24 protein-coding genes are annotated in these 26,666 nt (G+C 43.4%); 19 read left to right on the top strand and 5 right to left on the bottom strand.

From position 1 onward, the window contains the following. Nucleotides 1-159 precede the first annotated feature (159 nt). Nucleotides 160-2,280, top strand: a complete 2,121-nt coding sequence (gene nrdD, locus BCV39_RS15165; protein WP_017109601.1) for an anaerobic ribonucleoside-triphosphate reductase — start codon at nt 160-162, stop codon at nt 2,278-2,280. Between the two features lie 155 nt (nt 2,281-2,435). Continuing rightward, nucleotides 2,436-2,906 carry an anaerobic ribonucleoside-triphosphate reductase-activating protein gene (gene nrdG / locus BCV39_RS15160; protein ID WP_048662811.1) on the top strand — a complete coding sequence of 157 codons (471 nt, stop codon included), beginning with the start codon at nt 2,436-2,438 and terminating at the stop codon, nt 2,904-2,906. A 111-nt stretch (nt 2,907-3,017) separates the two neighbouring features. On the opposite strand, the gene BCV39_RS15155 is transcribed toward nrdG, so the two are convergent. Next, a complete protein-coding gene (locus tag BCV39_RS15155; RefSeq protein ID WP_102433168.1) occupies nt 3,018-4,403 on the bottom strand; it encodes an MATE family efflux transporter in 1,386 nt (461 codons plus the stop codon). Between the two features lie 132 nt (nt 4,404-4,535). On the opposite strand from BCV39_RS15155, the gene BCV39_RS15150 reads away from it, so the two are divergent. The 4 genes from BCV39_RS15150 to BCV39_RS15135 all read left to right on the top strand — a co-directional run bounded on the left by BCV39_RS15150 (nt 4,536) and on the right by BCV39_RS15135 (nt 9,404). Next, nucleotides 4,536-5,372 carry an AraC family transcriptional regulator gene (locus tag BCV39_RS15150; protein ID WP_102433169.1) on the top strand — a complete coding sequence of 279 codons (837 nt, stop codon included), beginning with the start codon at nt 4,536-4,538 and terminating at the stop codon, nt 5,370-5,372. 217 nt (nt 5,373-5,589) lie between these two features. Beyond that, a complete protein-coding gene (locus BCV39_RS15145; RefSeq protein ID WP_102433170.1) occupies nt 5,590-6,774 on the top strand; it encodes an amino acid aminotransferase in 1,185 nt (394 codons plus the stop codon). Nucleotides 6,775-6,785: 11 nt separating this feature from the next. Then, complete coding sequence (locus BCV39_RS15140) at nt 6,786-7,472, top strand: RimK/LysX family protein (protein ID WP_102433171.1); 687 nt, start codon at nt 6,786-6,788, stop codon at nt 7,470-7,472. A 324-nt stretch (nt 7,473-7,796) separates the two neighbouring features. Then, a complete protein-coding gene (locus BCV39_RS15135; RefSeq protein ID WP_082153932.1) occupies nt 7,797-9,404 on the top strand; it encodes an ABC-F family ATPase in 1,608 nt (535 codons plus the stop codon). 166 nt (nt 9,405-9,570) lie between these two features. Here the strand turns inward: BCV39_RS15135 and BCV39_RS15130 are convergent, their stop codons facing one another. Both BCV39_RS15130 and BCV39_RS15125 read right to left on the bottom strand, forming a co-directional pair. Then, complete coding sequence (locus BCV39_RS15130) at nt 9,571-10,095, bottom strand: hypothetical protein (protein WP_048608275.1); 525 nt, start codon at nt 10,093-10,095, stop codon at nt 9,571-9,573. 98 nt (nt 10,096-10,193) lie between these two features. Next, nucleotides 10,194-10,574, bottom strand: a complete 381-nt coding sequence (locus BCV39_RS15125; protein ID WP_102433172.1) for a NirD/YgiW/YdeI family stress tolerance protein — start codon at nt 10,572-10,574, stop codon at nt 10,194-10,196. 270 nt (nt 10,575-10,844) lie between these two features. On the opposite strand from BCV39_RS15125, the gene BCV39_RS15120 reads away from it, so the two are divergent. Genes BCV39_RS15120 through modC form a run of 4 tightly spaced genes read left to right on the top strand, consistent with a single transcriptional unit; the run spans nt 10,845 to nt 14,888 of the window. Further along, nucleotides 10,845-12,314 carry a cobyric acid synthase gene (locus BCV39_RS15120; RefSeq protein ID WP_102433173.1) on the top strand — a complete coding sequence of 490 codons (1,470 nt, stop codon included), beginning with the start codon at nt 10,845-10,847 and terminating at the stop codon, nt 12,312-12,314. 13 nt (nt 12,315-12,327) lie between these two features. After that, complete coding sequence (gene modA / locus BCV39_RS15115) at nt 12,328-13,086, top strand: molybdate ABC transporter substrate-binding protein (protein ID WP_102433174.1); 759 nt, start codon at nt 12,328-12,330, stop codon at nt 13,084-13,086. Further along, on the top strand, nt 13,087-13,785 hold the full coding sequence (gene modB / locus BCV39_RS15110; protein ID WP_065677054.1) for a molybdate ABC transporter permease subunit: 699 nt from the start codon (nt 13,087-13,089) through the stop codon (nt 13,783-13,785). Further along, on the top strand, nt 13,782-14,888 hold the full coding sequence (gene modC / locus BCV39_RS15105; protein ID WP_102433175.1) for a molybdenum ABC transporter ATP-binding protein ModC: 1,107 nt from the start codon (nt 13,782-13,784) through the stop codon (nt 14,886-14,888). Before modB ends, modC begins: the two co-directional genes overlap by 4 nt. A gap of 276 nt (nt 14,889-15,164) precedes the next feature. On the opposite strand, the gene BCV39_RS15100 is transcribed toward modC, so the two are convergent. Next, nucleotides 15,165-15,602 (bottom strand): DUF3069 domain-containing protein, encoded by a 438-nt coding sequence (locus tag BCV39_RS15100; RefSeq protein ID WP_004731036.1) that lies wholly within the window; start codon nt 15,600-15,602, stop codon nt 15,165-15,167. A gap of 131 nt (nt 15,603-15,733) precedes the next feature. Here BCV39_RS15100 and BCV39_RS15095 point away from each other — a divergent pair, with 131 nt between their 5' ends. Both BCV39_RS15095 and BCV39_RS15090 read left to right on the top strand, forming a co-directional pair. After that, entirely contained in the window at nt 15,734-16,705 is a 972-nt protein-coding gene (locus BCV39_RS15095; protein ID WP_170960779.1) for a diguanylate cyclase, read from the top strand. Between the two features lie 78 nt (nt 16,706-16,783). Next, nucleotides 16,784-17,794, top strand: a complete 1,011-nt coding sequence (locus tag BCV39_RS15090) for a Solitary outer membrane autotransporter beta-barrel domain (RefSeq protein WP_102433177.1) — start codon at nt 16,784-16,786, stop codon at nt 17,792-17,794. 32 nt (nt 17,795-17,826) lie between these two features. On the opposite strand, the gene BCV39_RS15085 is transcribed toward BCV39_RS15090, so the two are convergent. After that, nucleotides 17,827-19,068, bottom strand: coding sequence for a GGDEF domain-containing protein (locus BCV39_RS15085; protein WP_102433178.1), 1,242 nt, complete (start codon nt 19,066-19,068; stop codon nt 17,827-17,829). 339 nt (nt 19,069-19,407) lie between these two features. On the opposite strand from BCV39_RS15085, the gene BCV39_RS15080 reads away from it, so the two are divergent. The 7 genes from BCV39_RS15080 to BCV39_RS15050 all read left to right on the top strand — a co-directional run bounded on the left by BCV39_RS15080 (nt 19,408) and on the right by BCV39_RS15050 (nt 26,638). Continuing rightward, nucleotides 19,408-19,776 (top strand): late competence development ComFB family protein, encoded by a 369-nt coding sequence (locus BCV39_RS15080; RefSeq protein ID WP_048660158.1) that lies wholly within the window; start codon nt 19,408-19,410, stop codon nt 19,774-19,776. A gap of 39 nt (nt 19,777-19,815) precedes the next feature. Beyond that, nucleotides 19,816-20,097 carry an HlyU family transcriptional regulator gene (locus tag BCV39_RS15075; protein ID WP_004731023.1) on the top strand — a complete coding sequence of 94 codons (282 nt, stop codon included), beginning with the start codon at nt 19,816-19,818 and terminating at the stop codon, nt 20,095-20,097. A 300-nt stretch (nt 20,098-20,397) separates the two neighbouring features. After that, entirely contained in the window at nt 20,398-21,945 is a 1,548-nt protein-coding gene (gene pntA, locus BCV39_RS15070; protein WP_048662800.1) for a Re/Si-specific NAD(P)(+) transhydrogenase subunit alpha, read from the top strand. 10 nt (nt 21,946-21,955) lie between these two features. Then, nucleotides 21,956-23,353: a Re/Si-specific NAD(P)(+) transhydrogenase subunit beta gene (gene pntB / locus BCV39_RS15065; protein WP_048660160.1), complete on the top strand. Its 1,398-nt coding sequence runs from the start codon at nt 21,956-21,958 to the stop codon at nt 23,351-23,353. A 291-nt stretch (nt 23,354-23,644) separates the two neighbouring features. After that, on the top strand, nt 23,645-25,117 hold the full coding sequence (gene vxrA, locus BCV39_RS15060) for a sensor histidine kinase VxrA (protein ID WP_048660161.1): 1,473 nt from the start codon (nt 23,645-23,647) through the stop codon (nt 25,115-25,117). Continuing rightward, nucleotides 25,092-25,751 carry a response regulator transcription factor VxrB gene (gene vxrB, locus BCV39_RS15055; protein ID WP_009845363.1) on the top strand — a complete coding sequence of 220 codons (660 nt, stop codon included), beginning with the start codon at nt 25,092-25,094 and terminating at the stop codon, nt 25,749-25,751. Before vxrA ends, vxrB begins: the two co-directional genes overlap by 26 nt. Beyond that, nucleotides 25,751-26,638 carry a DUF2861 family protein gene (locus tag BCV39_RS15050; protein ID WP_048660162.1) on the top strand — a complete coding sequence of 296 codons (888 nt, stop codon included), beginning with the start codon at nt 25,751-25,753 and terminating at the stop codon, nt 26,636-26,638. Before vxrB ends, BCV39_RS15050 begins: the two co-directional genes overlap by 1 nt. Nucleotides 26,639-26,666: the final 28 nt, after the last annotated feature.

Raw genomic sequence — 26,666 nt, 5'->3', positions numbered from 1 at the left:
TCTTAGTCAGCGTGAGAGTTTTATTGATCCAAATCAATACTCAAAGTTGGTGGTTCTCGTTAAATACGCCACAATATCTAGTGTTAGTTAAACGATAAATCGCTCTATATAGTGTGTTTGTGGATAAGTCTGTGAATACCTCAAGAGTAAGGAGAAGTGGTGAAATCAATCGTAATCAAGCGTGATGGCTCAAGAGCTCCATTCAGTAGAGATCGCATCCAAGCTGCAGTGGAAGCAGCATCAGACAAAGCCGATAAGGAAATTGCTATTTATGCACTGAATGTGGCATTAGCAGTTGAGTTGAAGCTCGAAGACTACGATGAAGTTCATATCTCTGAAATTCAAACCATGGTCGAGAACGAGTTAATGCAGGGACCCTATAAGTCTCTGGCTCGTGCTTACATTGAATATCGTCATGACCGCGACATCGCACGTGAAAAGCAAAGTGCTTTGACTCGTGAGATCGAAGGTTTGATCGAAGAAAGCAATGTTGATCTGATCAATGAGAATGCCAACAAAGACGGCAAAGTTATCCCAACTCAGCGTGACTTGCTGGCGGGTATCGTGGCTAAACACTATGCGAAAACTCACATTTTGCCACGTGACATCGTACAAGCTCACGAGTGTGGTGACATTCACTACCACGATCTAGACTACGCACCGTTCTTCCCAATGTTTAACTGTATGCTTATCGATCTGAAAGGCATGTTAACGCATGGCTTCAAGATGGGTAACGCGGAAATCGACACTCCGAAGTCGATCTCTACGGCGACTGCGGTTACAGCGCAAATCATCGCGCAAGTGGCGAGCCATATTTATGGCGGTACTACGATTAACCGTATCGATGAGGTTTTAGAGCCTTACGTGATGGCGAGTTACGAGAAGCATTTATCGTTAGCGAAAGAGTGGGACATTCATAGCCCAGAAGCTTTTGCTATCTCTCGTACAGAGAAAGAGTGTTACGACGCGTTTCAGTCATTGGAATACGAAGTAAACACGCTGCACACTGCTAACGGTCAAACACCATTTGTGACGTTTGGTTTTGGTTTAGGCGAAAGCTGGGGTTCAAAACTTATCCAGCAATCTATCTTGAAAAACCGCATTGCAGGTTTGGGTAAAAACCGTAAAACAGCCGTGTTCCCTAAACTGGTGTTTGCAATCAAAGATGGTTTGAACCACCAGAAGCAAGATCCGAACTACGACATCAAGCAATTAGCGCTAGAGTGTGCGTCTAAGCGTATGTACCCGGACATTCTAAACTACGACAAAGTAGTAGAAGTGACAGGGTCATTCAAAACACCGATGGGTTGCCGTAGCTTCTTGAATACTTACGAAGAAAACGGTGAGCTGATTCATGAAGGCCGTAACAACCTAGGTGTTGTGAGCTTGAACTTGCCACGTATCGCGATTAACGCAAAGCAAGATATGGCTAAGTTCTACGAACTGCTTGATGAAAAACTCAAGCTTGCTCGTCGTGCATTAGAAACTCGTATTTCTCGTCTAGAAAACGTGAAAGCACGTGTTGCTCCAATCCTATACATGGAAGGTGCGTGTGGTGTTCGCTTGAAAGCAGACGACTCTATTGCTGATATCTTCAAGAACGGCCGTGCATCTGTTTCTCTTGGTTACATTGGTATCCACGAAGCAATGACAGCGCTTTACGGCACTGACGTTCACTTGTACGACGATGGCGAAATGCGTGCTAAAGCGCTTGAGCTGGTGGAATACATGAAGCGTGAAGTGGAATCTTGGACAAAAGAGACAGGTTACGCATTCAGCCTATATGGCACACCAAGTGAAAACCTATGTAGCCGTTTCTGCAGCATCGATACCAAAGAGTTTGGTGTGATAGATGGTGTAACAGACCGCGGTTACTACACTAACAGCTTCCACTTAGATGTGCAGAAGAAAGTGAACCCATACGACAAGATCGATTTCGAGATGCCTTACCCTGAAATCTCTAGCGGTGGTTTCATTTGTTACGGTGAATTCCCTAACATGCAGAAGAACATCGAAGCGCTAGAAAACGTATGGGACTACAGCTACACACGCGTACCTTACTACGGCACCAACACGCCTATTGATGAGTGCTACGAGTGTGGTTACAACGGTGAGTTTGACTGTACAAGTAAGGGCTTTACGTGTCCTAAGTGTGGCAACCATGATTCTACGAAAGTATCGGTAACACGCCGTGTTTGCGGTTACCTTGGTAGCCCAGATGCACGACCATTTAACTTCGGTAAGCAAGAAGAAGTTAAACGTCGCGTGAAGCATCTTTAGTAACCGCTAAGATCAGTATCTAGCTTACTTAGAAGAGCTAGGTTTCAAGAAATAAGATTGGTATCGGTGTTGTGTCGATACCAATTCTTTCGTTTCAGCTGTGACAGCACTTCACTTCAAACTATTAAGCAATAACGAGTTTTCAATACTGCCTTATGAATTATCACCAATATCACCCAATCGACGTTGTAAATGGCCCAGGAACACGCTGCACTTTGTTTGTGTCGGGTTGTGTACACCAGTGTCGCGGGTGTTATAACCAATCGACGCAAAGGTTGGACTCTGGGCATTTGTTCACTCAAGAACTTCAAGACCACATTATTGCTGATCTCAATGATCCGCGAATCAAGCGTCGTGGTTTGTCGCTTTCTGGTGGTGATCCTCTGCATCCTGCAAACGTGTCTGAAGTGCTTAAGCTTGTTCGGCGTGTAAAAGCAGAATGTGAAGGTAAAGATATTTGGATGTGGACGGGTTACGAACTCGACGAACTCGATGAAAAGCAGAAGCAAGTATTGGAGTACGTTGATACCTTGATTGATGGTCGTTTTGAACAAGACAAAGCGGATCCGATGTTGGATTGGCGTGGCAGTTCAAACCAAATTATCCATCGATTTACTAACATATAACTGTCGTGACTTAGCACCCTTGTAAAGCGAAAAAGGGCGTCATGGTTAGCGCAATGCAACCAATCGGCCCTTGGGTGTGAGTTCTTTTCGTTTATTCGCTCAAACTACCATTCAAGCTGCGACGTGATCCCGCTCTTCTATTAGGTTGTTGATCCATTTCTTAGAGTGAATTCGCTGGCTAGTTAAAGCGATCTTCGCTAGTTCCTCCAGTAACACAATCATCAGCACCCATTCTAAAGACCAGCCCAGTACTAAAGCGGTGAAATAGGCGAGGGGAATACCAATGGCCCACTGGCCAAATATGTCGATGAAGATGCTGTAGTTGATGTCTCCGCCGCTTTTTAACACGCCACCTATGCCAACCATGTTGAACACTCTCAATATCATCCCTGCGGCCATCACCAAAGCGACGTTGACCGCTGTATCTTTGAGTTCCAGATGCGTTAAATCGATTAATTGAACAATGGCTGGCTTGGCGATAAAGCACAGCACTGCCAATAGTGTCGCAAGTGCACAACTGACAAGTACATAGCCCCAAGCGGTATTTTCAACACGTTGATAATTCTTCGCACCAATCTCATTGCCTAGAATGATCGAAGCGGCAACAGCAAAGCCCAAGAAGGCAGAAATTAAGATGCTTTCCACTGGTGATAACAGTGAGATGATCGCAAGTTCACCAACGCCAATCTGACCTACAATGACGTTGTAAATCAGTATCCCACCAGCCCATGCCGTATCATGAACTAACATAGGAATGGCAATCTTGAAGTACTTCTTCCTGTGCTTGGGTAAGATTGCATCACGCCAACTCTCTATTGTAGGGAATAGATGCGCGTAATGTTTCCTCGCCATAATAAGCAACGCAATGGTCTGAAATAATCGAGAAACTGTGGTGCCTATCGCTGCGCCAACCACGCCGAGTTCTGGAAAACCAAATAGTCCGAAGATCAGCAGGGCATTGAGAATCGCATTAACGATGATTGCCCAAATACTTATCTTGGTGGGCAATTTGGCTTCACCGACAGATCGCAGCGCGCTTTCTAGCGGCACAACGATTGCCGTACCAATAAGGCTGGCTCCTGTTATCCAAAGGTAATCCGTTGCCAAGCGGACGTAATCAGGGTCTGAGGCCACCACAGACACGACTGATTCAGGAACCAGTGTATAAATCAAAACAAAAGGGATGATAGCAAAGATAGACAACGCCCAAGATTGCGACAAGACACGTCGAATGCCATTGAAATCACCCGCTCCAAAATATTGCGAAGCTAGCACGCTGACTGCACCGCTAATTCCGGAAACCATGATTAAGTTAAAGAAGAAGATACGGTTGCCAACGCCAACTGCTGCGGTTGCCGCATCACCAAGCTGATTGACCATGAAAATATCGACCACGCCGAGCAATGAGAACAACATAGTTTGCAGTGAGACAGGTAAACCGATGTGTAATAGCTTTTGCCAAAATTCTTTGTCTAAATGACGATATGTCGAGAGCATCGCATTTCCCCTCTAGTGAATATGCGAGAAGTTTATCGGTATTTGTTTTAACTGTATTGTTCAGGTTCATCACAAATTTTTGTCAAACTATCCACTTTGGTAGTTCGGCAACATGAACGAGCTAGCAATGGTATGAGCGAGAAACAAGAACGGTACGAGATCTCTGAAAAGACCCATCAAGAGTTTGTCGATCAAAGCCATGTATTGGCATTCGAAGAGCTGGGTATTGTTCAATGTGGTACAGCATCGTGTCGTGATTTCTTTTCTGTTTATCGAAAGAACCAACAAAAACACATGTTGCTGTATACCGTAAGAGGCAAAGGGTGGCTCGAAAGCGAAGGATGTCGATACATTCTAGAGCCGGGGTCGTGTATTACTGTGCCTGCAGGCGTTGAGAACGGCTTTGGGATTGAAGAAGAGACATGGCAGATAGCTTGGATCTTTCTATCGCCTGATAAGCACTGGGAAAATGTCGTCAATGATGAGGTGAGTTATACGCTCTCTCCGGCAGCAGAAGTTGTCTCGTCTTGCATTCATACCTTGTTAAGAAGCATCGCGTTGCCCATTGATCTCGGTGGAGCGATTGCCATTCACAGCGTAGCCCAAATAGAATTCATGATTAATGCGCCAGTCCCGCAGCAGCAATCTAGAAATTTGATTCGTTTAAGACGAGTGTTCAACAACGTACAAAAACAGCTCCATAAAGAGTGGAACGTTCATGAACTTGCGAGCTTGTTTCCGTGTTCAGAGCCGCATTTCCATCGCTTGTGCCAGCGTTATTACTCACATAGTCCAATGACTCATATCATGCGCATGAGGATGGAATACGCAGCACGTTTGTTGAAATCGAGTGATTGGTCGATTCAACACATTGGCGAGATCGTGGGTTACCCGAATGCGGCTAACTTTAGTACTCGATTTAAGGCGTGGTCGGGAATGACACCAAGGCAATTTAAACAAAGTGCTTAATAGGGCACATGGGAACATAAGACACATAGAAATAAAGCGCTTTAAATTGTTAAATAGGTCATTAGGTGTATGAAATTTGCACTATTTATCCGTTTGAAATGACCAATCTCTGATTACTTATGGTAACTAAGCGCTTCTATTAAAAAATGTTTCTGATTTGTCTACGATAATGTTAACGTGAAACTCATTACTTGAATTTCAAAGGGTTGTGACTTTCATGTTTTCACATCTACCAAAACCAACTTTAGATCCAATTCTATCTCTTTCTGTTGCTTACCGCGGCGATACTCGTACTGAGAAAGTCGACTTAGGCATTGGCGTTTACAAAAACGACCAAGGCGAAACACCGATCATGAAAGCCGTTTCTATGGCTCAAGATATCGTTGTTGATACGCAGAAAACCAAAGCTTACGTTGGCCTAGCAGGCTGTGAAGAGTTTAACCAGAGCATGGTTGATCTGCTGCTTAAAGGGACTTCTGCAATGGATCGCGTTGCTGCGATTCAAACACCTGGTGCAAGTGGTGCACTTCGCATGTTGGGTGACTTAATGAAAGTTTCTCAACCAGACACCACAGTTTGGATTTCAAACCCAAGCTACGTTAACCACAAACCGGTGATGGAAGCGGCAGGCTTAAAAGTTCGATACTACAATTACTTCAGTCCTGAAACGAAGCAAGTTGATACTGCAAGAATGTTGGATGACCTTTCGAAAGCGGGTCCATCAGACGTGGTACTACTGCACGGTTGCTGCCATAACCCAACGGGTGCAGATATCGACTTTGAAGCGTGGCAGGAAATCACCAAATTATCTCAGAAGAATGGTTTCTTACCGTTCGTTGATATTGCCTACCAAGGTTTTGGTGATGGCCTAGAAGAAGATGCTAAAGGTCTTCAACACATGGCTAACAACATCGAAGAGATGTTGATTACGACATCTTGCTCGAAGAACTTCGGTTTATACCGTGAAAGAACGGGTGCCGCTATCGTGATTGGCAAGAACAGCGAACACGTTGGTAATGCTAAAGGTAAGCTTCTTACGCTTGCTCGTTCAACTTATACAATGCCGCCAGATCATGGTGCCGCTTTGGTTAAAACAATTCTTCAGAATCAAGAGCTAACATCGATTTGGAAGCAAGAATTGAGTGAAATGCAGCAACGTTTGTTAAATCTGCGCCAAAGTTTATGTGATGAATTGCGAAATACTTATAACACGTCACAATTTGATTTCATTGAAAGCCATAAAGGCATGTTTAGTGTACTAGGCTTTAAAGAAACTCAAATGAATCAATTACGTGAAGAGTATGGAGTCTATGGTGTTGGTGATGGACGCATCAATATTGCAGGCCTTTCTGAATCCCATATTCCTTATGTAGCAAAAGCGATAGCCAATGTTTCAAAATAGAAGGTGACTGAATGTATAATTGGAAAGCGATAGTAACTCTCATGCTAAGTGGTGGCCTGTTTGCTTGCTCGACAACGACACAAATTCCGACAGAGCCCGAACAAAAGCCCCAAATAGAACAACCAGTTGTGGATGACTCTTCTAAGACTGATACAACGGAAGGCGAGAAAGTAACAGAACCTACAGAGAAGCCTGAAGAACTAAAACCAACTGAACCTGAAGTGAAACCTGCACCCGTTGAGAAGCCGGCAGCAAAACCAACGAAGACAAGTGATGGCAAGCTGATTCTTGGTGAGGAAGAGTGGGTGTTTGTTCCTGGTTTGAAAGAAGCGTTTAAAGCACGTGTTGATACAGGTGCGACAACATCATCGATCAGTGCGGTTGATATTGTTGAGTTCGAACGTGACGGAAAAGACTGGGTTAAGTTCAAGATTGAACACGACGGCATCACAACTGACGAGATCAGCTTGCCGGTAGAACGTTGGGTTAAAATTAAGCAGTCGAGCGCGGAAGGCACACAACGACGTGCTGTTGTTGTCGCTTCAATTCAAATTGGCGACCTAAAAGACAAGACTGAGTTTACGCTAGCAGATCGAACGCATCTTTCTTTCCCAATTCTGTTGGGTAGAAGCTTCTTTAGAGATGTTGCGGTAGTAGATGTAAGCCAAAAATACGTTCAAAAGAAAATAACTAAATAACAGTTCTGCTTGTCATCAAAGCTTTTCGTTTGGAAGAGCTATAGTTTCAAAAGTGACGAGCTTAAAAGACTTTTAGTGTTGATAAATGAAATCCCTACCGGTTCTGCTGGTGGGGATTTTTCTATTTACACCCCAATAACGTATGAAAAGCATCTAAATGGTCTATGTTTACTATTCGTTTACTGTTTAACCTCGACAACGTGATCGAGATCTCTATATAATCCGCGCTTCGATTTTTGTTTAATCCATACTTTCGTACTTCTTATTTAGGTTCTTGAAATAGCCTAATAATTATCTGTCAGTACACGCTTAGGAATTAGTTCTTTGATATCTACCGCGAACATCACAATGCAATTTGGCGCAGAGCCGCTGTTTGAAAACATCTCTGCTAAATTTGGTAACGGCAACCGTTATGGTTTGATCGGCGCCAATGGTTGCGGCAAATCAACGTTCATGAAAATCCTAAGTGGCGCATTAACGCCAAGTTCGGGCAACGTTTCTATCACTCCAGGAGAAAAACTGGGTGTGCTTAGCCAAGATCAGTTCGCTTTCGAACAATACAGCGTTATTGACGTTGTAATTATGGGCGACAGAAAACTGTGGGAAGTAAAACAAGAACGCGACCGCATTTACTCTTTGCCAGAAATGAGCGAAGACGATGGTATGAAAGTTGCAGAACTTGAAAGCGAATTCGCGGAAATGGATGGCTACACAGCAGAAAGCCGTGCTGGCGATATCCTAATCCAAGCCGGTATCGAAGAAGAGTTCCATTTCGGTCTGATGCAGCAAGTTGCTCCAGGTTGGAAACTGCGTGTGCTATTGGCACAAGCTCTGTTTGCAAACCCAGATATCTTGCTACTTGATGAACCAACCAACAACTTGGACATTCATACGATCAACTGGCTTGCTGAAGAGCTAAACCAGCGTAAATGTACAATGATCATCATTTCGCACGATAGACACTTCCTGAACTCTGTATGTACGCACATGGCTGATATCGACTACGGTGAGCTACGTGTTTACCCTGGTAACTACGAGTACTTCCTAGAAGCATCTGGCTTGATTCGTGAGCAGCTATTAGCAAGCAACGCTAAGAAAGCGGCTGAAATCAGCGAGCTTCAAGACTTCGTAAACCGTTTTGGTGCAAACGCATCTAAAGCAAAACAAGCAAGTTCACGAGCTAAGAAAATGGACAAAATCACACTGGATGAAGTGAAATCATCGAGCCGTATGAGCCCGTCGATTGATTTTGGCGAAGGTAAGAAACTGCACCGTCAAGCGCTTGAACTTCAAGACCTTGGTCACGGCTTCGATGGCGAAACATTGTTTGCTGGTGGTAACTTGCTACTTGAAGCGGGTACTCGTCTTGCGGTTATCGGTGAAAACGGTGTGGGTAAAACCACGCTGCTACGTTGCCTAGTTCAAGAGCTAGAGCAAAACGAAGGCATCGTTAAATGGTCTGAAAACGCATCGGTAGGCTACTGCCCACAAGACAGCACTAAGGATTTTGATAACGACCTGAGCATCTTCGATTGGATCTCACAATGGCGTACAGCGAAGCACGATGACCTTATGGTCCGTGGCATTCTAGGTCGTCTATTGTTTACTGCTGATGATGCGAACAAGAAAGCGCGTAACTGTTCTGGTGGTGAAAAGAACCGTCTATTATTCGGCAAGCTAATGATGCAAGACATCAACGTGCTGGTAATGGACGAACCAACCAACCACATGGACATGGAAGCAATCCAAGCCCTGAACGATGCACTTAAGGTTTACACTGGCACACTTATCTTCGTAAGCCATGACCGCGAGTTCGTTTCTTCACTAGCAACACACATCATCGATGTGAAAGACCAACAGCTAGTGAGCTTCCAAGGTACTTACGAAGAATACCTAGATCACCAGAAAAAGATGCTGATGGTTAATTTATAAGTAAGTCGCTGGCTTAGAGCATGAGCGACTAGAAGCCAGCGAAACTCATAAACAAAAAGCGCCGAACATTAATGTGTTCGGCGCTTTTCTATGTAATATGTTCAGCTATTTATTACTCAGTAACTAAACCTAAGCTTATCAATAAAACCTAGATACGAAATCTAGATTAGAATCCGAATCGAGCCGACATTAAGATTTGGTGGCCGTATGTGCCGTTATTACGCATATCAAGGCCAACAGACAGTTGATCAGTAGAATGGAAACGAGCACCGATACCAACAATAGAACGAGTGTCATCGTTGTCGATCAGTTGACCAAGGCGCGCGTTAACTTCAACGTTTGCCATTAACCAAGCTCTCAAGCCAAGGTTGATTTCTGTTTTGATGTGGTTGTCGTCATTACGTTCGATGTTGTGCAGTAACATTTGACCAGTAACGTCAGCAAATTGACTGATTGGGCCGTTGAATCCCATACCTACCGCTGCATCCCAATCACTTTCAAACTCTGAATCGATACGAGCAACAAAGTGAGAGTTCTGAGTGAACATTGTTGTTACTTCACCGCCGAAAGTACTTGGGCTAGTACCCATGCGCAGCTCGAATGTGTTGTAGTTAAAGTTGTTTGCAGACGCAGAGAATGAACACAGTGCAGCGAGTCCTAAGAGGACAGTCTTATTCGTGCAACCTAGCATGGTGACTCCATATAAATTGTATTTTCGGCAGTATAATACAAAAAAGCCTGCAATATGCAGGCCAATTGTTTGAAGTCAGTATGTTTTATAATTATCGCTTATAGAACTTGGATATGATCTACTTCGATTTCCGGAGTTTTTCCGCCTTCGTATTCACCAAAGATACGAACTTTTGTATCAGCGGTTAGCGGTTGTGCTAGGCGGATGTCATCATCCAGTTCTATTTGAATTTCACTCTGGCCGTCAGAGAATACAAACGTGTCATTCTTTAGTTGACGAACAATCTTGCCATCCACAATTGCTTCTTGCTCTGCGAACATGCTTGTATCGGCAAGCAGTGTCGCAACAGAAACGGTTTCAATTGGTCCAGTGTAAGCAATAGCGCTTTCGTGCTTGTTATTGTTGCTGTGGTCACTAGCCATTGCGAAAGTTGGGGCAAGGATAATAGTAGATGCGATAGCTAATACAGTTTTTTTCATGGTGAATTCCTTAATGTTGTTTTTAGTAGAAACGTTTTCTCAATTTGAAACGTTTCTTTTCGTTAGTACGTTTTTTGTTGAAGCGCCTGTTATCGTTCACAAGCTTCGTTTCGATGTAGCTATTAAACAACACTGGGGTTGAATCCAGAGTGAGTAACACATTCATTTTCCATTCATTTTATTGAGCATCTGCTTAGCAATGACGTTAAGATGGAGGTAGAGAAATATTGCCTTCAGCTACAAATTGAGAAATTAAGGATTTAAGTACAAATGCGAGCACCATTAAGCGCCCTTATGGTTCAAGGAACCACGTCAGATGCCGGAAAAAGTGTATTGGTGGCAGGTTTATGCCGTGTCTTGGCAAGGAAAGGAATCAAAGTGGCACCATTCAAGCCACAGAATATGGCGTTAAACAGTGCTGTGACAAAAGATGGTGGTGAAATTGGTCGCGCTCAAGCGGTTCAAGCGCAAGCTTGTAATATTGAGCCAACCGTTCACATGAATCCTGTACTACTAAAACCTAATTCAGATACCGGCGCACAAGTGATTCTGCAAGGCCGAGCGCTGAGTAACATGGAAGCGACGGGTTATCATGATTACAAGAAAGTTGCGATGGATACGGTTGTCGATTCGTTTGACCGACTTTCTGAAGAATACGAAAGTGTAATGATTGAAGGTGCGGGTAGCCCAGCTGAAATCAATCTCCGTGAAAATGATATCGCTAACATGGGATTTGCTGAAAAAGCGGATATCCCAGTGATCATCGTTGCTGATATTGACCGTGGTGGCGTTTTTGCGCACCTCTACGGCACATTGGCTCTGCTATCTGAAACTGAACAAGCTCGCGTAAAAGGTTTTGTGATAAACCGCTTTAGAGGCGATATCGCACTTCTTCAATCTGGCCTAGATTGGCTAGAGGAAAAAACTGGTAAACCAGTGATTGGTGTCTTGCCGTATCTTCATGGTTTTAACTTAGAAGCGGAAGATGCGATTACCTCTGCTCAAGAGTCTGACGGAGAAGCTAATCTTAAGGTCGTGGTTCCGGTGTTAACCAGAATCAGCAATCACACGGACTTTGATGCGCTAAGACTGAATCCTTCAATTGATTTACGTTATGTCGGTAAAGGCGAACGTGTAAACAATGCAGATTTGATTATCTTGCCGGGTACAAAATCTGTAAGAGCAGATTTGGATTACCTAAAACAACAAGGCTGGGATAAAGATATTCAACGTCACTTGCGCTTAGGTGGCAAAGTGATGGGGATCTGCGGCGGCTATCAAATGTTAGGTAACATCATCCACGATCCTGATGGCGTTGAAGGTACGCCCGGCAGCAGTGAAGGGTTAGGGTATTTGGATACTGAAACGACTCTTACACAGCAGAAAACTTTAACAAATGTACGCGGCACCATGACGCTTGATGGTAAAACAGCACCAGTAAAAGGTTACGAAATTCACGTAGGTAGGACTGATGTCAATGAAACGGCTTTACCTGTTCAGTTAGAATCAGGCAACCTTGATGGCGCTGTAAATCAAGACAACTCGATTTTTGGTACTTACCTGCATGGCGTATTCGATAACAGTGATGCGTTGTCGCTTATTTGCGAATGGGCAGGAGCCAACGATGTAACAGCGATTGACCATGAACAGCTTAAAGAGCTGGGTATTAATCGAATCGCGGATGCCATTGAAGAGTACTTAGATCTTGACCTGCTTTGGCCAGAACTGAAACGAACATAGATAAGTGATAACAATGAAAAAGCGAGTAATCCTTTTAGCCATGGCCTTAACTTCGGCACTGACTTCCACTCATCTTTTGGCTGCTGAAAAGCTGCGAGTTTATGCTGCATCATCAATGACCAATGCTGTTAATCTGTTGGTTGAAGAGTTTGAGAAAGATCATTCTGTCGATGTGACTCCTGTGTACGCGAGTACGTCATCTTTGGTACGACAAATCGAAAGAGGAGCACCAGCAGACATTTTTATCTCGGCAAATGAAAAATGGATGACGCATTTAGTCGATCGTAAATTGGTTTCTAGTGACAATGTCACAAATTTATGTGAAAACGAACTTGTGCTGATTTCCCCTAAAGAGACATCGGTAACATTAGACCTATCAAAAGGTAATCAATGGGCTAAACTGCTTACTAATGAGAGGCTTGCAGTGGGCAACACCATATCGGTTCCTGCTGGTATCTATGCGAAAGAAGCGTTAGAAACGTTAGGTGTATGGGACGATGTGAAGACTCGATTGGCACCAAGTAACAATGTTCGTATGGCCTTAGCCTTAGTAGAGCGTAGTGAAGCTAAGCTTGGGATTGTCTACAAGACGGACGCATTGCTTTCAAAAGAAGTAAATCTAGTGTTGACGTTCCCATCTGATCTGCACACACCAATACGTTACCCTGTAGCGAAATTGAACGATAAAGTCGTTGCAGAAGAGTTCTATACTTTCCTAAAGAGCGAAAAAGCGAAAGACACCTTGAACAGTTTTGGATTTGAAGTGCGTTAAATGAGTTACTTATCGGAATACGAATACCAAGCCTTAATGCTGAGCTTGAAAGTCGCTGGGTTTGCCATCTTATGGCTTATTCCTATCGGCATTGGTTTGGCGTGGCTACTTGCTAAGAAACAATTTGTAGGCAAAAGCATTGTAGAGAGCATTGTCCATTTACCTCTGGTACTTCCACCTGTGGTCATCGGATATTTACTGTTAGTGATGATGGGTAGGCAAGGCATCATAGGCTCGTGGCTCAATGACGTGTTTGGTATTGTATTCAGCTTTAGTTGGAAGGGCGCAGCACTCGCTTGCGTGGTTGTGGCACTGCCATTAATGGTTCGCTCCATCAGGCTGAGCCTAGAAACCGTAGACAGTAAGCTTGAAGAGGCCGCTGCTACATTGGGCGCTTCACCGATTCGTGTGTTCTTCACTATTACATTACCGCTGATGATCCCTGGGATTATTACCGGCACCATGCTTTCATTCGCAAGAAGCTTGGGTGAGTTTGGCGCGACAATCAGCTTCGTTTCCAATATTCCCGGTGAAACTCAAACCATCCCATTAGCCATGTATACCTTTATTGAAACCCCTGGCGCTGAAATGGAAGCGGCACGTTTGTGTGTCATTTCAATTGTTATAGCGCTTGGTTCATTGATGCTTTCTGAATGGCTCAATAAGAAGTCTGCACAGCGACTAGGAGGCAATGCATGAGTGCTTTGATCCTCCAATACCAGCAACAGTTGGGTGAAACTTTCTTTGATATCGACCTAGAACTCCCAAGTTCCGGTATTACTGCGATCTTTGGTCGTTCTGGCGCGGGTAAAACATCGCTTATCAATGCGATTAGTGGTCTTAAACAGCCAGATAAGGGCTTGATCAGCGTATCGGGAACCACCTTGTTTGATAGTTATAAGGGCATTAACTTGCCGACTCACAAACGTAATGTCGGCTATGTGTTTCAAGAGTCGCGATTGTTTCCGCACATGAAGGTGTCAGGCAATCTTAAATATGGCATCAAAGACTTTGATAAAACGCATTTCGATCAGATTGTCTCCTTGTTATCTCTCGGTTTATTGCTAGACCGTTATCCAGCTCGTTTGTCTGGCGGCGAAAAGCAACGTGTGGCGATCGGCCGCGCATTGTTATCAAAGCCCAGCATTTTGTTGATGGATGAGCCTCTGGCGTCTCTCGACTTGCCCCGCAAGCGTGAAGTGATGCCGTTTCTGGAAAACTTATCTGAAACTGTCCAAATACCGATCATCTATGTCACTCATAGCCTTAATGAGATTTTACGCTTGGCACATCACCTTGTGATTATTGACCAAGGTAAAGTTATTTCATCGGGCGTGACAGAAGAGGTTTGGGCATCGAGAGCTATGCAACCGTGGCAATCTTTCTCAGAGCAAAGCTCATTATTTGAAGCCACATTAGCGGAACACAATGATGATTATGCGCTGTCTCGCCTAATGTTAGGAAAGTCGACGTCATTATGGGTTCAGAAAGTGTCGAGTGAGCTTGGTACTGCAGTAAGGCTGCAAGTTAGGGCAAATGATGTTTCTATCACACTAGAACAGCCGAAAGGGACTTCGATTCGTAATATCCTTCCTGTCACTATTAAAAGCGTAGAGACGCACCAACAAGGCACAAATAAGCAGAGTGTCGCTGTCGAACTAGAGTTAGAGTCTGGATGTTACTTATGGGCAACGATTACGTTGTGGGCTCTGGATGAGTTGAATCTAGAAATTGGGCAGCGTGTTTACGCGCAAATTAAAGGTGTAAGTGTCGCTCAAAGAGATATCGCGGTAACACATTAAATCTGTCAAGGTCACCTTTTCGATATTGTCGTGATGTTGCAGTTTCTAGGCTCTGAAAATTCGATCTTGATTCCATGAATGGAGACATGCGTCATTTTTATACGGTATAACTGCCAGTTTTGAGCCACACTGTATGTGTGCTGAGGCATATTAATTACCTCAATAATAATAAGAAAAAGTATCAGGCACAAAAAAGCCGCATGTTTGTAATAACATACGGCTTCATCATTAAGTTTTCGTTAAGCATTCAACCTAAAGTTAGGTCTGAGGAATAGCTTATCGGATGAAGACTTCTTTAAAATCACGCTTCAAGATAGCATCGCGACGCGCTTTCTTGATTTGCTTAGCCATATCTTTTACACAGTTATGTAAAATTTGGTCAAGTAGTTGAGCTCGGTACTCTTCTTTTTCTTCATCAGACATGCCTTCTGGAAGTTTAAGAGTAGGGAACTCTTCCATCATGTTTACGCCAGCAAAAGCTTGGCTAACAGAGATTAGAGCGTGGAATTGCTCAAAGTTGTCCAAAACATTTTGTGCGCTTGCTGGAAGGCTGCTCCAAGTTTCACGCACTGCTTCTTCAGACACCTCATGAATAGAAGTAACCATGTTGTGCATCTCTTTAGGCACTTCATCAAATTCGATAACTTGGCGAAGCTCTGGTGAGATAGTGGTTAAATCGATTTCTTGTACTTCGTTGTTTGTAGCGTCTGACATAGTATTTCTCTTTAAAAAGAAACAATGCTAAAAAGATCTGTAAAAAAGTCAATATAATATAGAGATTAGGGCATGATTTAAGCCCAAATTTGAGCTACTTTGAATATTCAACACTAGATAAAGGTGATGTGATGATAGAAAAGGGATCTTCGATGCGCATATTGCTGGTTGATGATGTTCAACTAGACAGGATGCAACTTGCTATTCGACTCAAGCAATTGGGTCATATTGTTGAAGCTGTCGGTAGCGGAAAAGAAGCCCTGAACGTCTATTCTGATTTTGATCCTGAACTTGTGTTACTTGATATTAGCATGCCAGACATGGATGGTTTTGAGGTGGCTAACGAGGTTCGTAGGCAATTTCCAGAATGGGTTCCGATCATCTTTCTAAGTGGCCACGAAGAACCTGAAATGATCGCGAAAGCGATTGACGCTGGTGGTGATGATTACCTGATAAAACCTGTAAACAAGGTGGTTTTAAATTCTAAGCTGATTGCGATGCAGCGTATCGCGCATATGAGACGAGAGTTAAAACAGAGTACCGCCAAGCTCGAAGAACTGAATATCCTCTTGCAGCAACAAGCCAATGAAGATGGCTTGACCAAATTGTACAACCGTCGATATATGGACACTAAGCTTGAAGAGAGCATAGCGTGGCATGGAAGGCGTAATATACCCATGACAGTTATATTGCTAGATGTAGACTTCTTTAAGCCTTACAACGATAATTACGGCCATATTCAAGGGGATAAGTGCTTGCAAGAGCTTGCTAATACCTTGAAGCTGCTTTTTGTTCGAGCAGGAGAGTTTGTCGGCCGTTATGGCGGTGAAGAGTTTGTTCTTATCTTAAGTGATACGGATAGCGATGCTGCTATGTTACAGGCGACACGCATAAAAGAAGCGCTACATGAAATGAATTACGTCCACGATTATTCAACGGTTTCTGATAGGGTGACAGTGTCACAAGGTGTGTTGTCATTTGCACCAGAAGGGGGTGAATCTATCGCCTCTATTTACGAAAAGGTTGATCAAGCGCTTTATCAAGCGAAGCAAAGTGGTAGAAATACCTTTGTACAGCGCAGTATTTTGGAGCTTGCAGGCTAGTTGGCGAGCTCTTCCGGATATTTGAATTTATACTTCTATTAGCGTTTGAGCTTGGAAGTACTTTAAGTGATAAGAGAAATGCCATATTCAAAGTCATTTTCTATGGCTAATACATGTTGGACACTGATTGTCCCTGTATTCTACTTTGCGGTTCCTACCAATGTTCAAGCGAACCAGTTGTCTGATCTTGTCCGTAAGGATATAGAGCAGAACTTTGCAACCAGTGTACTTCTTAACGACACTGATGTTTTTACCTTTGGTATCAACAACTTTGACCCTAATAAAGTGTTTCGTTTAGACAATGAAGACATTGGTTCGAATGATTCCGTAAGTCGTCGGAAAAACATAACCTCACTTAGCCTCCCTTATACATTTGAGCTACCAGCTTATATCGAAGATAACCATCAAGAGGTGACGCTGCGCTTATCAGCATTACGCACTGAGAAAGACGTTCAATACGCATCAGAAACTGTGTCTGATTTTCAGAAAGAGACTGTGATATCTGGCTATGTTGAGTTTGCAAACGTGTCTCAGTTGGATGAGTACTGGAGTTTTCATTCAGCGATTGGTAACCATATCTCTTACTATCGGAATGATTTTGAGTATCGTGCGAACATACTTAAACCTGTTGCCGAACAGCTTGATGGGTTGTATCTCAATACTGACGCTTGGGCTTACATCATAGAGCCCAAGATTAAATTGATCTATGAAGACAAGAATAACTGGGGTAAATACAAACTCAGTACCAGTTGGCATTATTTTAATGGTGTGGGTTGGGGGGAAGCCAATAACGGTAACATTGGCCACCCAGAAGGTTGGTATATCGCCAATGAAGCAAAGATCTTTTATGATTTAGTACGTTGGGACAAAAACATCACATCGATGTATTCCAGTATCAGACGAATTGATATTGGGGGCGATACTGTAGCACCTATGGGGACAACGTCATATTACGAGGGCAGTGTAGGGTGGTTGCTTAACCCAAACCTGTTTAATGAATGGGTCGATAACGTGGGAATAGGTTTTACGATTAACTACGGAAGTAGCTTAAAAGGCGGGAGCTTGGTTATCTTCTTCAACCAAGATTAAGCTCACTCTAATCTAGTTACCGAGACTTACGTTTAACTATCAACACACAGCTTGTTTCGACCTGTTTCTTTCGCTTTGTAGAGAGCCTTATCAGCAAGCTTCAGCACTTCTTCAGGATGTCTGGTGGTGGTACTGTCAGACAGCCCAATACTCACCGTCACGTTCACCACTTCCGATGGTTTGCCATTCTTACCCCGCTTTTTAATCCCCACTTCATGATCGTCAGGGCGTTCGTGGCTATTCCGAATCGTCATGTCGTAGTTCTGAATCTCGGAAATCAGAGCTCGAAGGTGCTCTTTAACCTGTTCCGAGTATTTGCCTTTAAAAATGATCGTGAACTCTTCGCCACCATAACGATAAGCTTTCGCGCCACCGGTCGTTTCTCTCAGAATACGAGCCACCAGTTTTAACACATCGTCGCCAATATCATGTCCGTAGGTATCGTTGAATTTCTTGAAGTGATCGATATCGACCATTGCCATCGAATATCTACGCCCTAGGTGCTTCATATCGACTTCTAATGCATGTCTGCCTGGGATGTTAGTCAGTTGGTCATTAAAGGCCATATCATGGCTAGCAGACATTACATAGACGATAATCAATATGCCTGACAAAGAGAACATGGTGCTTGAGATGTATTGGATATCAAAGAATATGAAGGTACTCGAAGACAACAAAATCGCGCTGTAAACAACGACATCGATAGAGCGGTTATAGACTAAAACCAAAATCGACGTTAGGCCCAGTAAACAAAGGCTATAGAGCACCAGAATAAAAGGCAGTTTAGAAAAGTCTCTAACGGTAAATAGAACCCCTTCACTCCATGATTCAAAACCTCCGGCATGGAAGTGAGACACAATCAGTTGCGCCCAAACCATGAATAGCACCACAACCAAGGCGTAAAGTAACATGGACTTTGAGTTAACCCCGTTATCGGGGAAGGCATATACCAATAAGCAAGTAACCGGCACTAAAGCGGCCAGAAGAGACAGCTCCAATAATGTGGTTCCAGTGTTTAATGGGGTTTGTAAGCGGACTTGGATGATAAAATAGGCAACGAGCATGGTAAGAGACACCATAGCCATACGACCTTGCCTGAATGTGTGACACAGCAAAACGGCAACGCTCAATAAAATATACGGAAGGTTGCTAGCAAACCCTAAGTTTGAATCGGTCACGAGAATGACGTTGTTCATACCTACGAGTAACATTGCTAATAGAAGTAAGGGAAAGCAAAATCGAAACATGCTCGACGTTACAAAAGAAGATGCCATTTATGTGGTGAGCCTAAGTGTACTGATGATCTTGTAATTTAATTTTATACGTAGGATACGGTTAAACAAGCGATTGCCAAGCTTTTTGCGTAAATCAGAGCAAAAACATAGTCATAGGTCGCTATTGGTGCAACTCTTTTTATATGTATTTGAGTTGCTATTAACCATAGAGCGAACTACATAGTATATATGAGAAATTAATTAGTCGTTATAGTTACTTAACATGCAGTTAGTAAATCTGTAGTAATGAGTAGGGTATAGTAAGGTAACAATATGTAGATCGTTGCCAAATTAGGCTAGGACACGATCTGTTGTGATAGCTACAAATGGAGGTGTGGTATGCAAATTAGTGTTGATGTTCATAACTATATGGAAACTCTGGTGGGTCATGTATTGTCTACCGAGGAATATGTGTCTAGTTATACCAATGAACAGTTGGCGGATCTCGCGTGTTTGGCTTTGGGTCAACTCAAACCCATCTATATTCGTTTTGATATCGATTTTCTGTCAGCATTGCCAGAAGACAAATTGGTGCTATATAAGCGCAATAGTGAGATCGCGGTCAAAAATGCAGAAAGTATGATTATTGACGACCGAAGACGCGAACGTGACGACAATGTGCCCGTTATATTTAGTCAACACAATTTTGATGATGACGTAGAATTACAATGGTATGAAAAGCCGTTGTTGAACCGTAAACAGTCATGATAGTTTAGGGTTAATACGGTCATTTAAGGAGTAAAAAACGTGGGATTCTTTTCTAGATTATTTGGTGGCAAAGAAAAAACCGAACAAAAAGTAGAGATTGAGCCAGTCGAATATAAGGGTTTCAATATCTATCAAGATGCCATTGCAGAATCTGGTCAATACCGTGTTGCTGGGCGAATTGAGAAAGAATTCGATGGTGAAATTAAAACTCACCGTTTTATTCGTTCAGACGTTGTTTCAAACAAACAAGATGCCGATGAATTGATGCTTAAAAAATCGCAGATGTTCATCGACCAAATGGGCGACAATATATTTAGCTAGCCAATTAGGGTTAGAATTGATGTTGGTCATAATTTCGAGAGCTTTCAGTGTATATGCTGAAAGCTCTTTTTAGTTTTAGGGACAAAGAACAGCTAGTAAGTTGTTATTTAAAGGATTATTTGCAAGTGGTTTGACCTCTTTGTTCGAGGCGGTCGTCATTTCTTCAAATGAAGCGCTCAAATTCCATCCAAATCGTTATAAGTAATAACTTTTCCTGTTCTTTGAACAAAACGCTTGAAGTATTAGTTGTCGTTAGATACAAACGAATAAGTCATTCGTGCCAATAGTCAAGGAATAGCTATGCAAATTGGTGTACCAAGAGAAACACTCGCGGGTGAAACGCGAGTCGCTGCTTCGCCGAAATCGGTAGAACAGCTTCTAAAATTAGGATTTGAAGTTTGTGTTGAATCACAAGCAGGTGCGTTAGCAAGTTTTGAAGATGCAGCTTATGAACAAGCTGGTGCAAAAATTGTAACCGCAGATGAAGCTTGGAAATCCGATATTATCTTTAAAGTTAACGCTCCGATCGTTGACGAGTCTAAAAATGAAATCGATCTACTTAAAGATGGCGCGACATTGGTCAGCTTTATTTGGCCTGCTCAAAATCCTGAATTAATGGAACAATTGTCCAGTCGTAACATCAACGTGATGGCGATGGACTCCGTACCTCGTATTTCAAGAGCTCAAGCACTAGATGCATTGAGTTCTATGGCTAACATCGCGGGTTATCGTGCTGTGGTTGAAGCGGCGCATGAATTTGGTCGATTCTTCACGGGTCAAATTACGGCGGCAGGTAAAGTTCCACCAGCAAAAGTACTGGTTGCTGGTGCGGGTGTTGCTGGTCTAGCGGCAATTGGCGCTGCGGGTAGTTTGGGTGCGATCGTTCGTTCGTTCGATGTTCGTCCTGAAGTAAAAGAACAAGTTGAGTCTATGGGCGCTGAATTCTTGGAAGTCGATTTCAAGGAAGATACCAGCGCGGGTGATGGCTATGCAAAAGAGATGTCTGAAGCATTCAACAAGAAAGCTGAAGAGCTTTATGCCGCTCAAGCTAAAGACGTCGACATCATCATTACAACGGCACTGATTCCAGGTCGCCCAGCGCCTAAGCTGATTACCAAAGAGATGGTAGACAGTATGAGTGCAGGTAGCGTGATTGTGGACCTTGCCGCTGCGAATGGCGGTAACTGCGAATATACGGTTGCTGATCAAGTGATCACAACGGCTAACGGCGTGAAGGTGGTTGGTTACACTGATATGGTTGGTCGACTGCCAACTCAATCATCTCAGCTATATGCAACGAACCTAGTTAACCTGCTGAAACTGCTTTGCAAAGAGAAAGATGGCAACATCAATATCGACTTTGAAGATGTCGTTCTGCGTGGTGTTACTGTGGTTAAAGAGGGCGAGGTGACTTGGCCAGCTCCGCCGATTCAAGTTTCTGCTCAGCCACAACAGGCCAAACCCGAAGAAGCTAAAGCTCCACCGAAGGTTCAACAACCTGTGTCTCCTGTAAAGAAAGTCGCTGGCATTGCAATAGCGGTTGGTGCTTTCGCTTGGGTAGCATCGGTTGCTCCTGCTGCGTTCTTATCCCACTTTACCGTTTTTGTTCTCGCTTGTGTGGTGGGTTATTACGTAGTTTGGAATGTAAGCCATTCTCTGCATACGCCTTTGATGTCCGTGACTAACGCGATCTCAGGGATCATCGTTGTAGGTGCACTGTTACAGATAGGACAAGGAAGTGGCGTCGTCACTTTCTTATCATTTATTGCCGTATTAATTGCAAGTATCAATATCTTTGGTGGCTTTACCGTGACCAAACGTATGCTTGAAATGTTCCGTAAAGACTAAGGAGTAACAGATGTCTGAAGGATTAGTACAAGCAGCTTATATTGTTGCTGCTGTATTCTTTATTATGAGCTTGGCTGGGTTATCGAAACAGGAATCTGCACGTGCAGGTAACTATTACGGTATCACGGGTATGGCAATCGCGTTGATCGCGACGATCTTTGGCCCTCATTCTGCTGGTATTGTATGGATCATCATTGCGATGGTGATCGGTGGTGGTATTGGTATCCACTACGCAAGAAAAGTAGAAATGACTGAAATGCCTGAGCTGGTGGCAATCCTGCACAGCTTCGTAGGTATGGCTGCGGTACTTGTGGGTTACAACAGCTATATCGATCCACCTGCTGCTGTGTCACTTAACCCTGCTGATATTCATGCAGAGCACGTTATCCACTTAGTGGAAGTATTCCTTGGCGTATTTATTGGTGCTGTGACGTTCACAGGTTCGATTGTTGCGTTTGGTAAGCTTCGCGGCGTTATCTCTTCGTCTGCATTGAATATCCCGCATAAGCACAAGTGGAACCTAGCGGCTATCGTTGCTTCTACATTGCTGATGATTATGTTCGTTAAAGCTGACGGCAGCATGTTCGCGTTAATGGTGATGACACTTATCGCATTCGCATTCGGTTACCACCTAGTGGCATCGATTGGTGGCGCAGATATGCCAGTGGTTGTCTCTATGCTTAACTCGTACTCTGGTTGGGCAGCAGCAGCAGCAGGTTTCATGCTTGCGAATGATCTGCTTATCGTAACAGGCGCATTGGTTGGTTCGTCAGGTGCGATTCTGTCTTACATCATGTGTAAGGCGATGAACCGTTCGTTTATTAGTGTTATCGCTGGTGGATTCGGCCAAGAAGTGGTCGTGTCTGATGGTGATGAAGAGCAGGGTGAGCACCGCGAAACATCAGCTGAAGATGTAGCGGACATGCTGAAAAACTCAAAGTCTGTCATCATTACCCCAGGATACGGCATGGCTGTAGCTCAAGCTCAATACCCAGTGCATGAAATCACTGAGAAGCTACGAGCGCAGGGCATCAATGTTCGATTTGGTATCCACCCAGTTGCGGGTAGATTGCCGGGTCACATGAACGTGCTACTTGCTGAAGCTAAAGTGCCTTACGATATTGTTCTTGAAATGGACGAAATCAACGATGACTTAAGTGAGACGGATACTGTATTGGTTATCGGTGCAAATGACACCGTGAACCCTGCAGCACTTGAAGATCCAAACAGTCCAATTGCTGGTATGCCAGTACTTGAAGTTTGGAATGCTCAGAACGTTATCGTATTCAAACGTTCGATGAACACGGGTTACGCAGGTGTGCAAAACCCACTGTTCTTCAAAGAAAACACGCAGATGCTGTTTGGTGATGCTAAACAGAGTTGTCTAGGTATTTTAGAACATCTATAGAAAGCATTTTAAGTAATCAGTAATAACTAGATAAGGAGCTCATTTGAGCTCCTTTTTTGATCTTCAGAACGAATGAGCAAGCTCTTGAAAGCTGAGAGACAAGAGCGATGTGTTAGCGTTACCTCGTCTATCCCAATAAATTTGTAAGCAAGCCAACCAGTGTACTAGTTTGCATGTGCGGAATGGGCACATAATCGCGGGTTTAGTCACTGTTAGCGGTCATTCTCACTGTTTTTCATGCGGTTAAAAATTTATCTTTGATAGTGAATGGTATATATTTGTTTGATCTATATGAATTTGCGTTGGTTTGTGATCATCAAAAGAACATTTTCTCTTCTTATTGCTACGTTATCTGTGTCTGCAAATGCATTTGCTGACTCTTTACCCGAGCGTATCGATAATTTCACCAAACTCTTTGATCATGAAACCGCCATCGAATCTTATGATATTCGAGTGCTGCAGGCTGATTATCCAACACGCTTGATCATGCCGTCGTCAATGCTGCCACAAACAGCAGAGTACCCGTTAAAAGATATCCAGCGTTTATACCAGTTATCAAAGACTTGTAGCGGGAAATTACCGCTAAGTCCGTTGATTACAGAGCCTTTAGTTTTTACTCGTGCGATGTGTAAAGGTACCAAGCTTTCAGATCGTTGGTTTAGCCGCAGTGGCTTGATTCACCCTGGTGGTGGCTCTTATGCCGCACGATACGTAGAGAAATACCCAGAAAAGTTCGACTCTCTGAAACGCTTTATGCATATTCAAGAGCGTCCAAACACTGAACACGACGAACTGTTGTCTCGCTTACAACAAATGGACAGTGAAGCTATCACCGCGCTGCTAGCGGGCGCGAGTATGTTTGTAGAACTCGATGAAATGTGGGTAAAGCGCGGCGATAGGTACTACCTGTACAAAGAATCAGTCTGGAGTGAAAACGCAACGCTTTCAGGGCTGTCGTTCAGTTTGTCATCAGAAGGCAACAGCTGTTTTGTTCAGCGTGGTAACGTATGTTGGGAAATAGAAGATCATTCAGAGCTTCTTCAAGTTGCGATGTTTATTTTGGTGATTGCCAACATCCTACTGGTATTAGGCTGGGCAATTTACCGATGGAACAGTAAGAAACAAGAGATGAAGAGCCGTATGCTGGTTCTTCAAATTCTAACGCACGAATTAAGAACGCCGATTGCGAGTTTGTCATTGACGGTTGAAGGGTTCAGACGTGAGTTCGAACACTTACCAGAATCGGTATATGATGAGTTTCGTAGACTGTGTGAAGATACCCGCCGTTTAAGGCAGTTGGCGGAAGCAAGCAAAGACTATTTGCAGTCAGACAACCAACCGCTCGCAACAGAGTGGGTACCAAGTGTTGAAGAGTGGCTTCAATACAAAGTTGAAGAAGATTTCGCTCCGGGCATTGAGCTCCGTGTAAACAAAGATATTGCTGCAAAAGTAAACGTATATTGGTTAGGAACGTGTATCGATAACCTGATCAGAAACGCCGTGAAATACGGTGTCGCTCCAGTGATACTAGAACTGAATACTTCTGACAAGAAGCTGACATTCAAAGTTATAGATAATGGAGACTTGTCTCGCAAAGATTGGGGGCAACTAAGAAAGCCATTCGTAAGTAAGAGTGGACTCGGTTTAGGTCTGACGATAGTGGAATCTATGGTCGGAAAAATGGGCGGTCACATGACGCTTATCGGCCCCCCAACAACATTTATTTTGGAGATACCTTGTGAAACAGACATTGCTTCTCGTTGAAGATGATAAAAATTTAGCTGACGGTTTATTAGTTAGCCTTGAGCAAGCTGGATATGAATGTTTGCATGCAGAACTGATCTCTGAAGTTGAAGGCTATTGGGAACAAGCGGATCTAGTGATTCTAGACCGTCAACTTCCTGATGGTGACTCAGTAGATTCACTTCCAGGTTGGAAGAAAAAGAAAGACATCCCTGTTATTTTGCTAACGGCTCTCGTAACAGTAAAAGACAAAGTAGCGGGCCTAGATTCAGGTGCAAACGACTACCTAACTAAGCCTTTCGCTGAAGCAGAACTGTTTGCTCGAATCCGTGCGCAGTTACGCCTTCCTGATGCTGAGGATCAAGATGCATCAAAAGTAATGGCTCAAAATCTTGTTATCGACAAAGCGACACGTGAAGTGTTTTTCAATGAACTGGAAGTTACTTTAACGCGTACTGAATTTGACCTGTTGCTATTTTTGGCAAGCAACCTTGGCCGTGTTTTCACACGTGATGAGCTACTTGACCATGTATGGGGTTACAACCATTTCCCAACAACACGTACGGTAGACACGCACGTTCTGCAACTAAGACAGAAGCTACCAGGTCTAGAAATTGAAACGCTTCGTGGCGTTGGTTACAAGATGAAAGCGTAATGAAAAAAGCCTTACTTCCACTATTAATGTTGTCTTGCGTGGCGAATACCGTGCAAGCAGCGGATTGGTTCAAGAGTAGCGATACTTTGACTCAAGTACATAAACATCTATTGGATAATGATTTACCTCAGATGTTTGATTCACTAGTGGAAGTTTGGCAAATCAACTCTTCTCAATCACGAGAAGAACACCTCAATGAACTGTTCGATCAAGCATTGAACAAAGATTGTGGTAAAACCCTCACAAGAAAAACACTGCCAGATTGGATCAGTTCAGTCGTCGTTAAACGACACGTTATTCAAAGTCCCGGCAGAGATACATTTCGTGTCGCAATTAATGTTGAGTCCGAAAATGATATTAAAGACATAACCTTCGAAAAATGGGTCGATAAGGTTGTGTCATCTGATAGTGAGTTCACCAAAGAAAATGAAGTCGTAAATAACGCAGCGGTAAGCCTATTCCAAAAGCGTTACAATTTAGCGTCTCAACTAGAATCGGGTTTGTATCGTTTAAGTGTGAAAGGCGATGGTGGAAATTCTTGGAGTACTTGGATTATCCTTGGTGAAGTTGCAATGCGTCAGCAAGTTCGCTGGTCTTCAAAAGACACCTGGCGAATCGATAAAAAAGAACTTCTGAACCCTTATTGTCCTCTTCCTAAACTCGAAATTGGTTTGTACGATTATGTCGATGAACACTATGAGCAGGTGTGGGGCAAGAGCTATGAATCTGATTATCCAATGAACCTAACTGGCGAAGAACTTCCAAATGATCGCTACGTTTTGGCGGTATCAATGGTTCATTCACGCTGGCAAGGCGACATAGCGATAGAACAAGCACAAACTATCAGTAAAACTTATGATATTTCTAGCGAAGAAGAGTTAAAGTAATTTAAAATTGTGCCGTTAACTATGTAAG

The sequence above is a fragment of the Vibrio sp. 10N.286.55.E10 genome (assembly GCF_002872555.1).
Classification (GTDB): Bacteria; Pseudomonadota; Gammaproteobacteria; order Enterobacterales; family Vibrionaceae; genus Vibrio; species Vibrio crassostreae.
This window is presented reverse-complemented; position numbering and strand designations above follow the sequence as displayed.

Coding starts and splice junctions, on each gene's coding strand:
- nrdG (WP_048662811.1), top strand. CDS start 2,436: ATGAATTATCACCAATATCACCCAATCGACGTTGTAAATGGCCCAGGA.
- BCV39_RS15155 (WP_102433168.1), bottom strand. CDS start 4,403: ATGCTCTCGACATATCGTCATTTAGACAAAGAATTTTGGCAAAAGCTA.
- BCV39_RS15150 (WP_102433169.1), top strand. CDS start 4,536: ATGAGCGAGAAACAAGAACGGTACGAGATCTCTGAAAAGACCCATCAA.
- BCV39_RS15145 (WP_102433170.1), top strand. CDS start 5,590: ATGTTTTCACATCTACCAAAACCAACTTTAGATCCAATTCTATCTCTT.
- BCV39_RS15140 (WP_102433171.1), top strand. CDS start 6,786: ATGTATAATTGGAAAGCGATAGTAACTCTCATGCTAAGTGGTGGCCTG.
- BCV39_RS15130 (WP_048608275.1), bottom strand. CDS start 10,095: ATGCTAGGTTGCACGAATAAGACTGTCCTCTTAGGACTCGCTGCACTG.
- BCV39_RS15125 (WP_102433172.1), bottom strand. CDS start 10,574: ATGAAAAAAACTGTATTAGCTATCGCATCTACTATTATCCTTGCCCCA.
- BCV39_RS15120 (WP_102433173.1), top strand. CDS start 10,845: ATGCGAGCACCATTAAGCGCCCTTATGGTTCAAGGAACCACGTCAGAT.
- modA (WP_102433174.1), top strand. CDS start 12,328: ATGAAAAAGCGAGTAATCCTTTTAGCCATGGCCTTAACTTCGGCACTG.
- modB (WP_065677054.1), top strand. CDS start 13,087: ATGAGTTACTTATCGGAATACGAATACCAAGCCTTAATGCTGAGCTTG.
- modC (WP_102433175.1), top strand. CDS start 13,782: ATGAGTGCTTTGATCCTCCAATACCAGCAACAGTTGGGTGAAACTTTC.
- BCV39_RS15100 (WP_004731036.1), bottom strand. CDS start 15,602: ATGTCAGACGCTACAAACAACGAAGTACAAGAAATCGATTTAACCACT.
- BCV39_RS15095 (WP_170960779.1), top strand. CDS start 15,734: ATGATAGAAAAGGGATCTTCGATGCGCATATTGCTGGTTGATGATGTT.
- BCV39_RS15090 (WP_102433177.1), top strand. CDS start 16,784: ATGCCATATTCAAAGTCATTTTCTATGGCTAATACATGTTGGACACTG.
- BCV39_RS15085 (WP_102433178.1), bottom strand. CDS start 19,068: ATGGCATCTTCTTTTGTAACGTCGAGCATGTTTCGATTTTGCTTTCCC.
- BCV39_RS15080 (WP_048660158.1), top strand. CDS start 19,408: ATGCAAATTAGTGTTGATGTTCATAACTATATGGAAACTCTGGTGGGT.
- pntA (WP_048662800.1), top strand. CDS start 20,398: ATGCAAATTGGTGTACCAAGAGAAACACTCGCGGGTGAAACGCGAGTC.
- pntB (WP_048660160.1), top strand. CDS start 21,956: ATGTCTGAAGGATTAGTACAAGCAGCTTATATTGTTGCTGCTGTATTC.
- vxrA (WP_048660161.1), top strand. CDS start 23,645: ATGAATTTGCGTTGGTTTGTGATCATCAAAAGAACATTTTCTCTTCTT.
- BCV39_RS15050 (WP_048660162.1), top strand. CDS start 25,751: ATGAAAAAAGCCTTACTTCCACTATTAATGTTGTCTTGCGTGGCGAAT.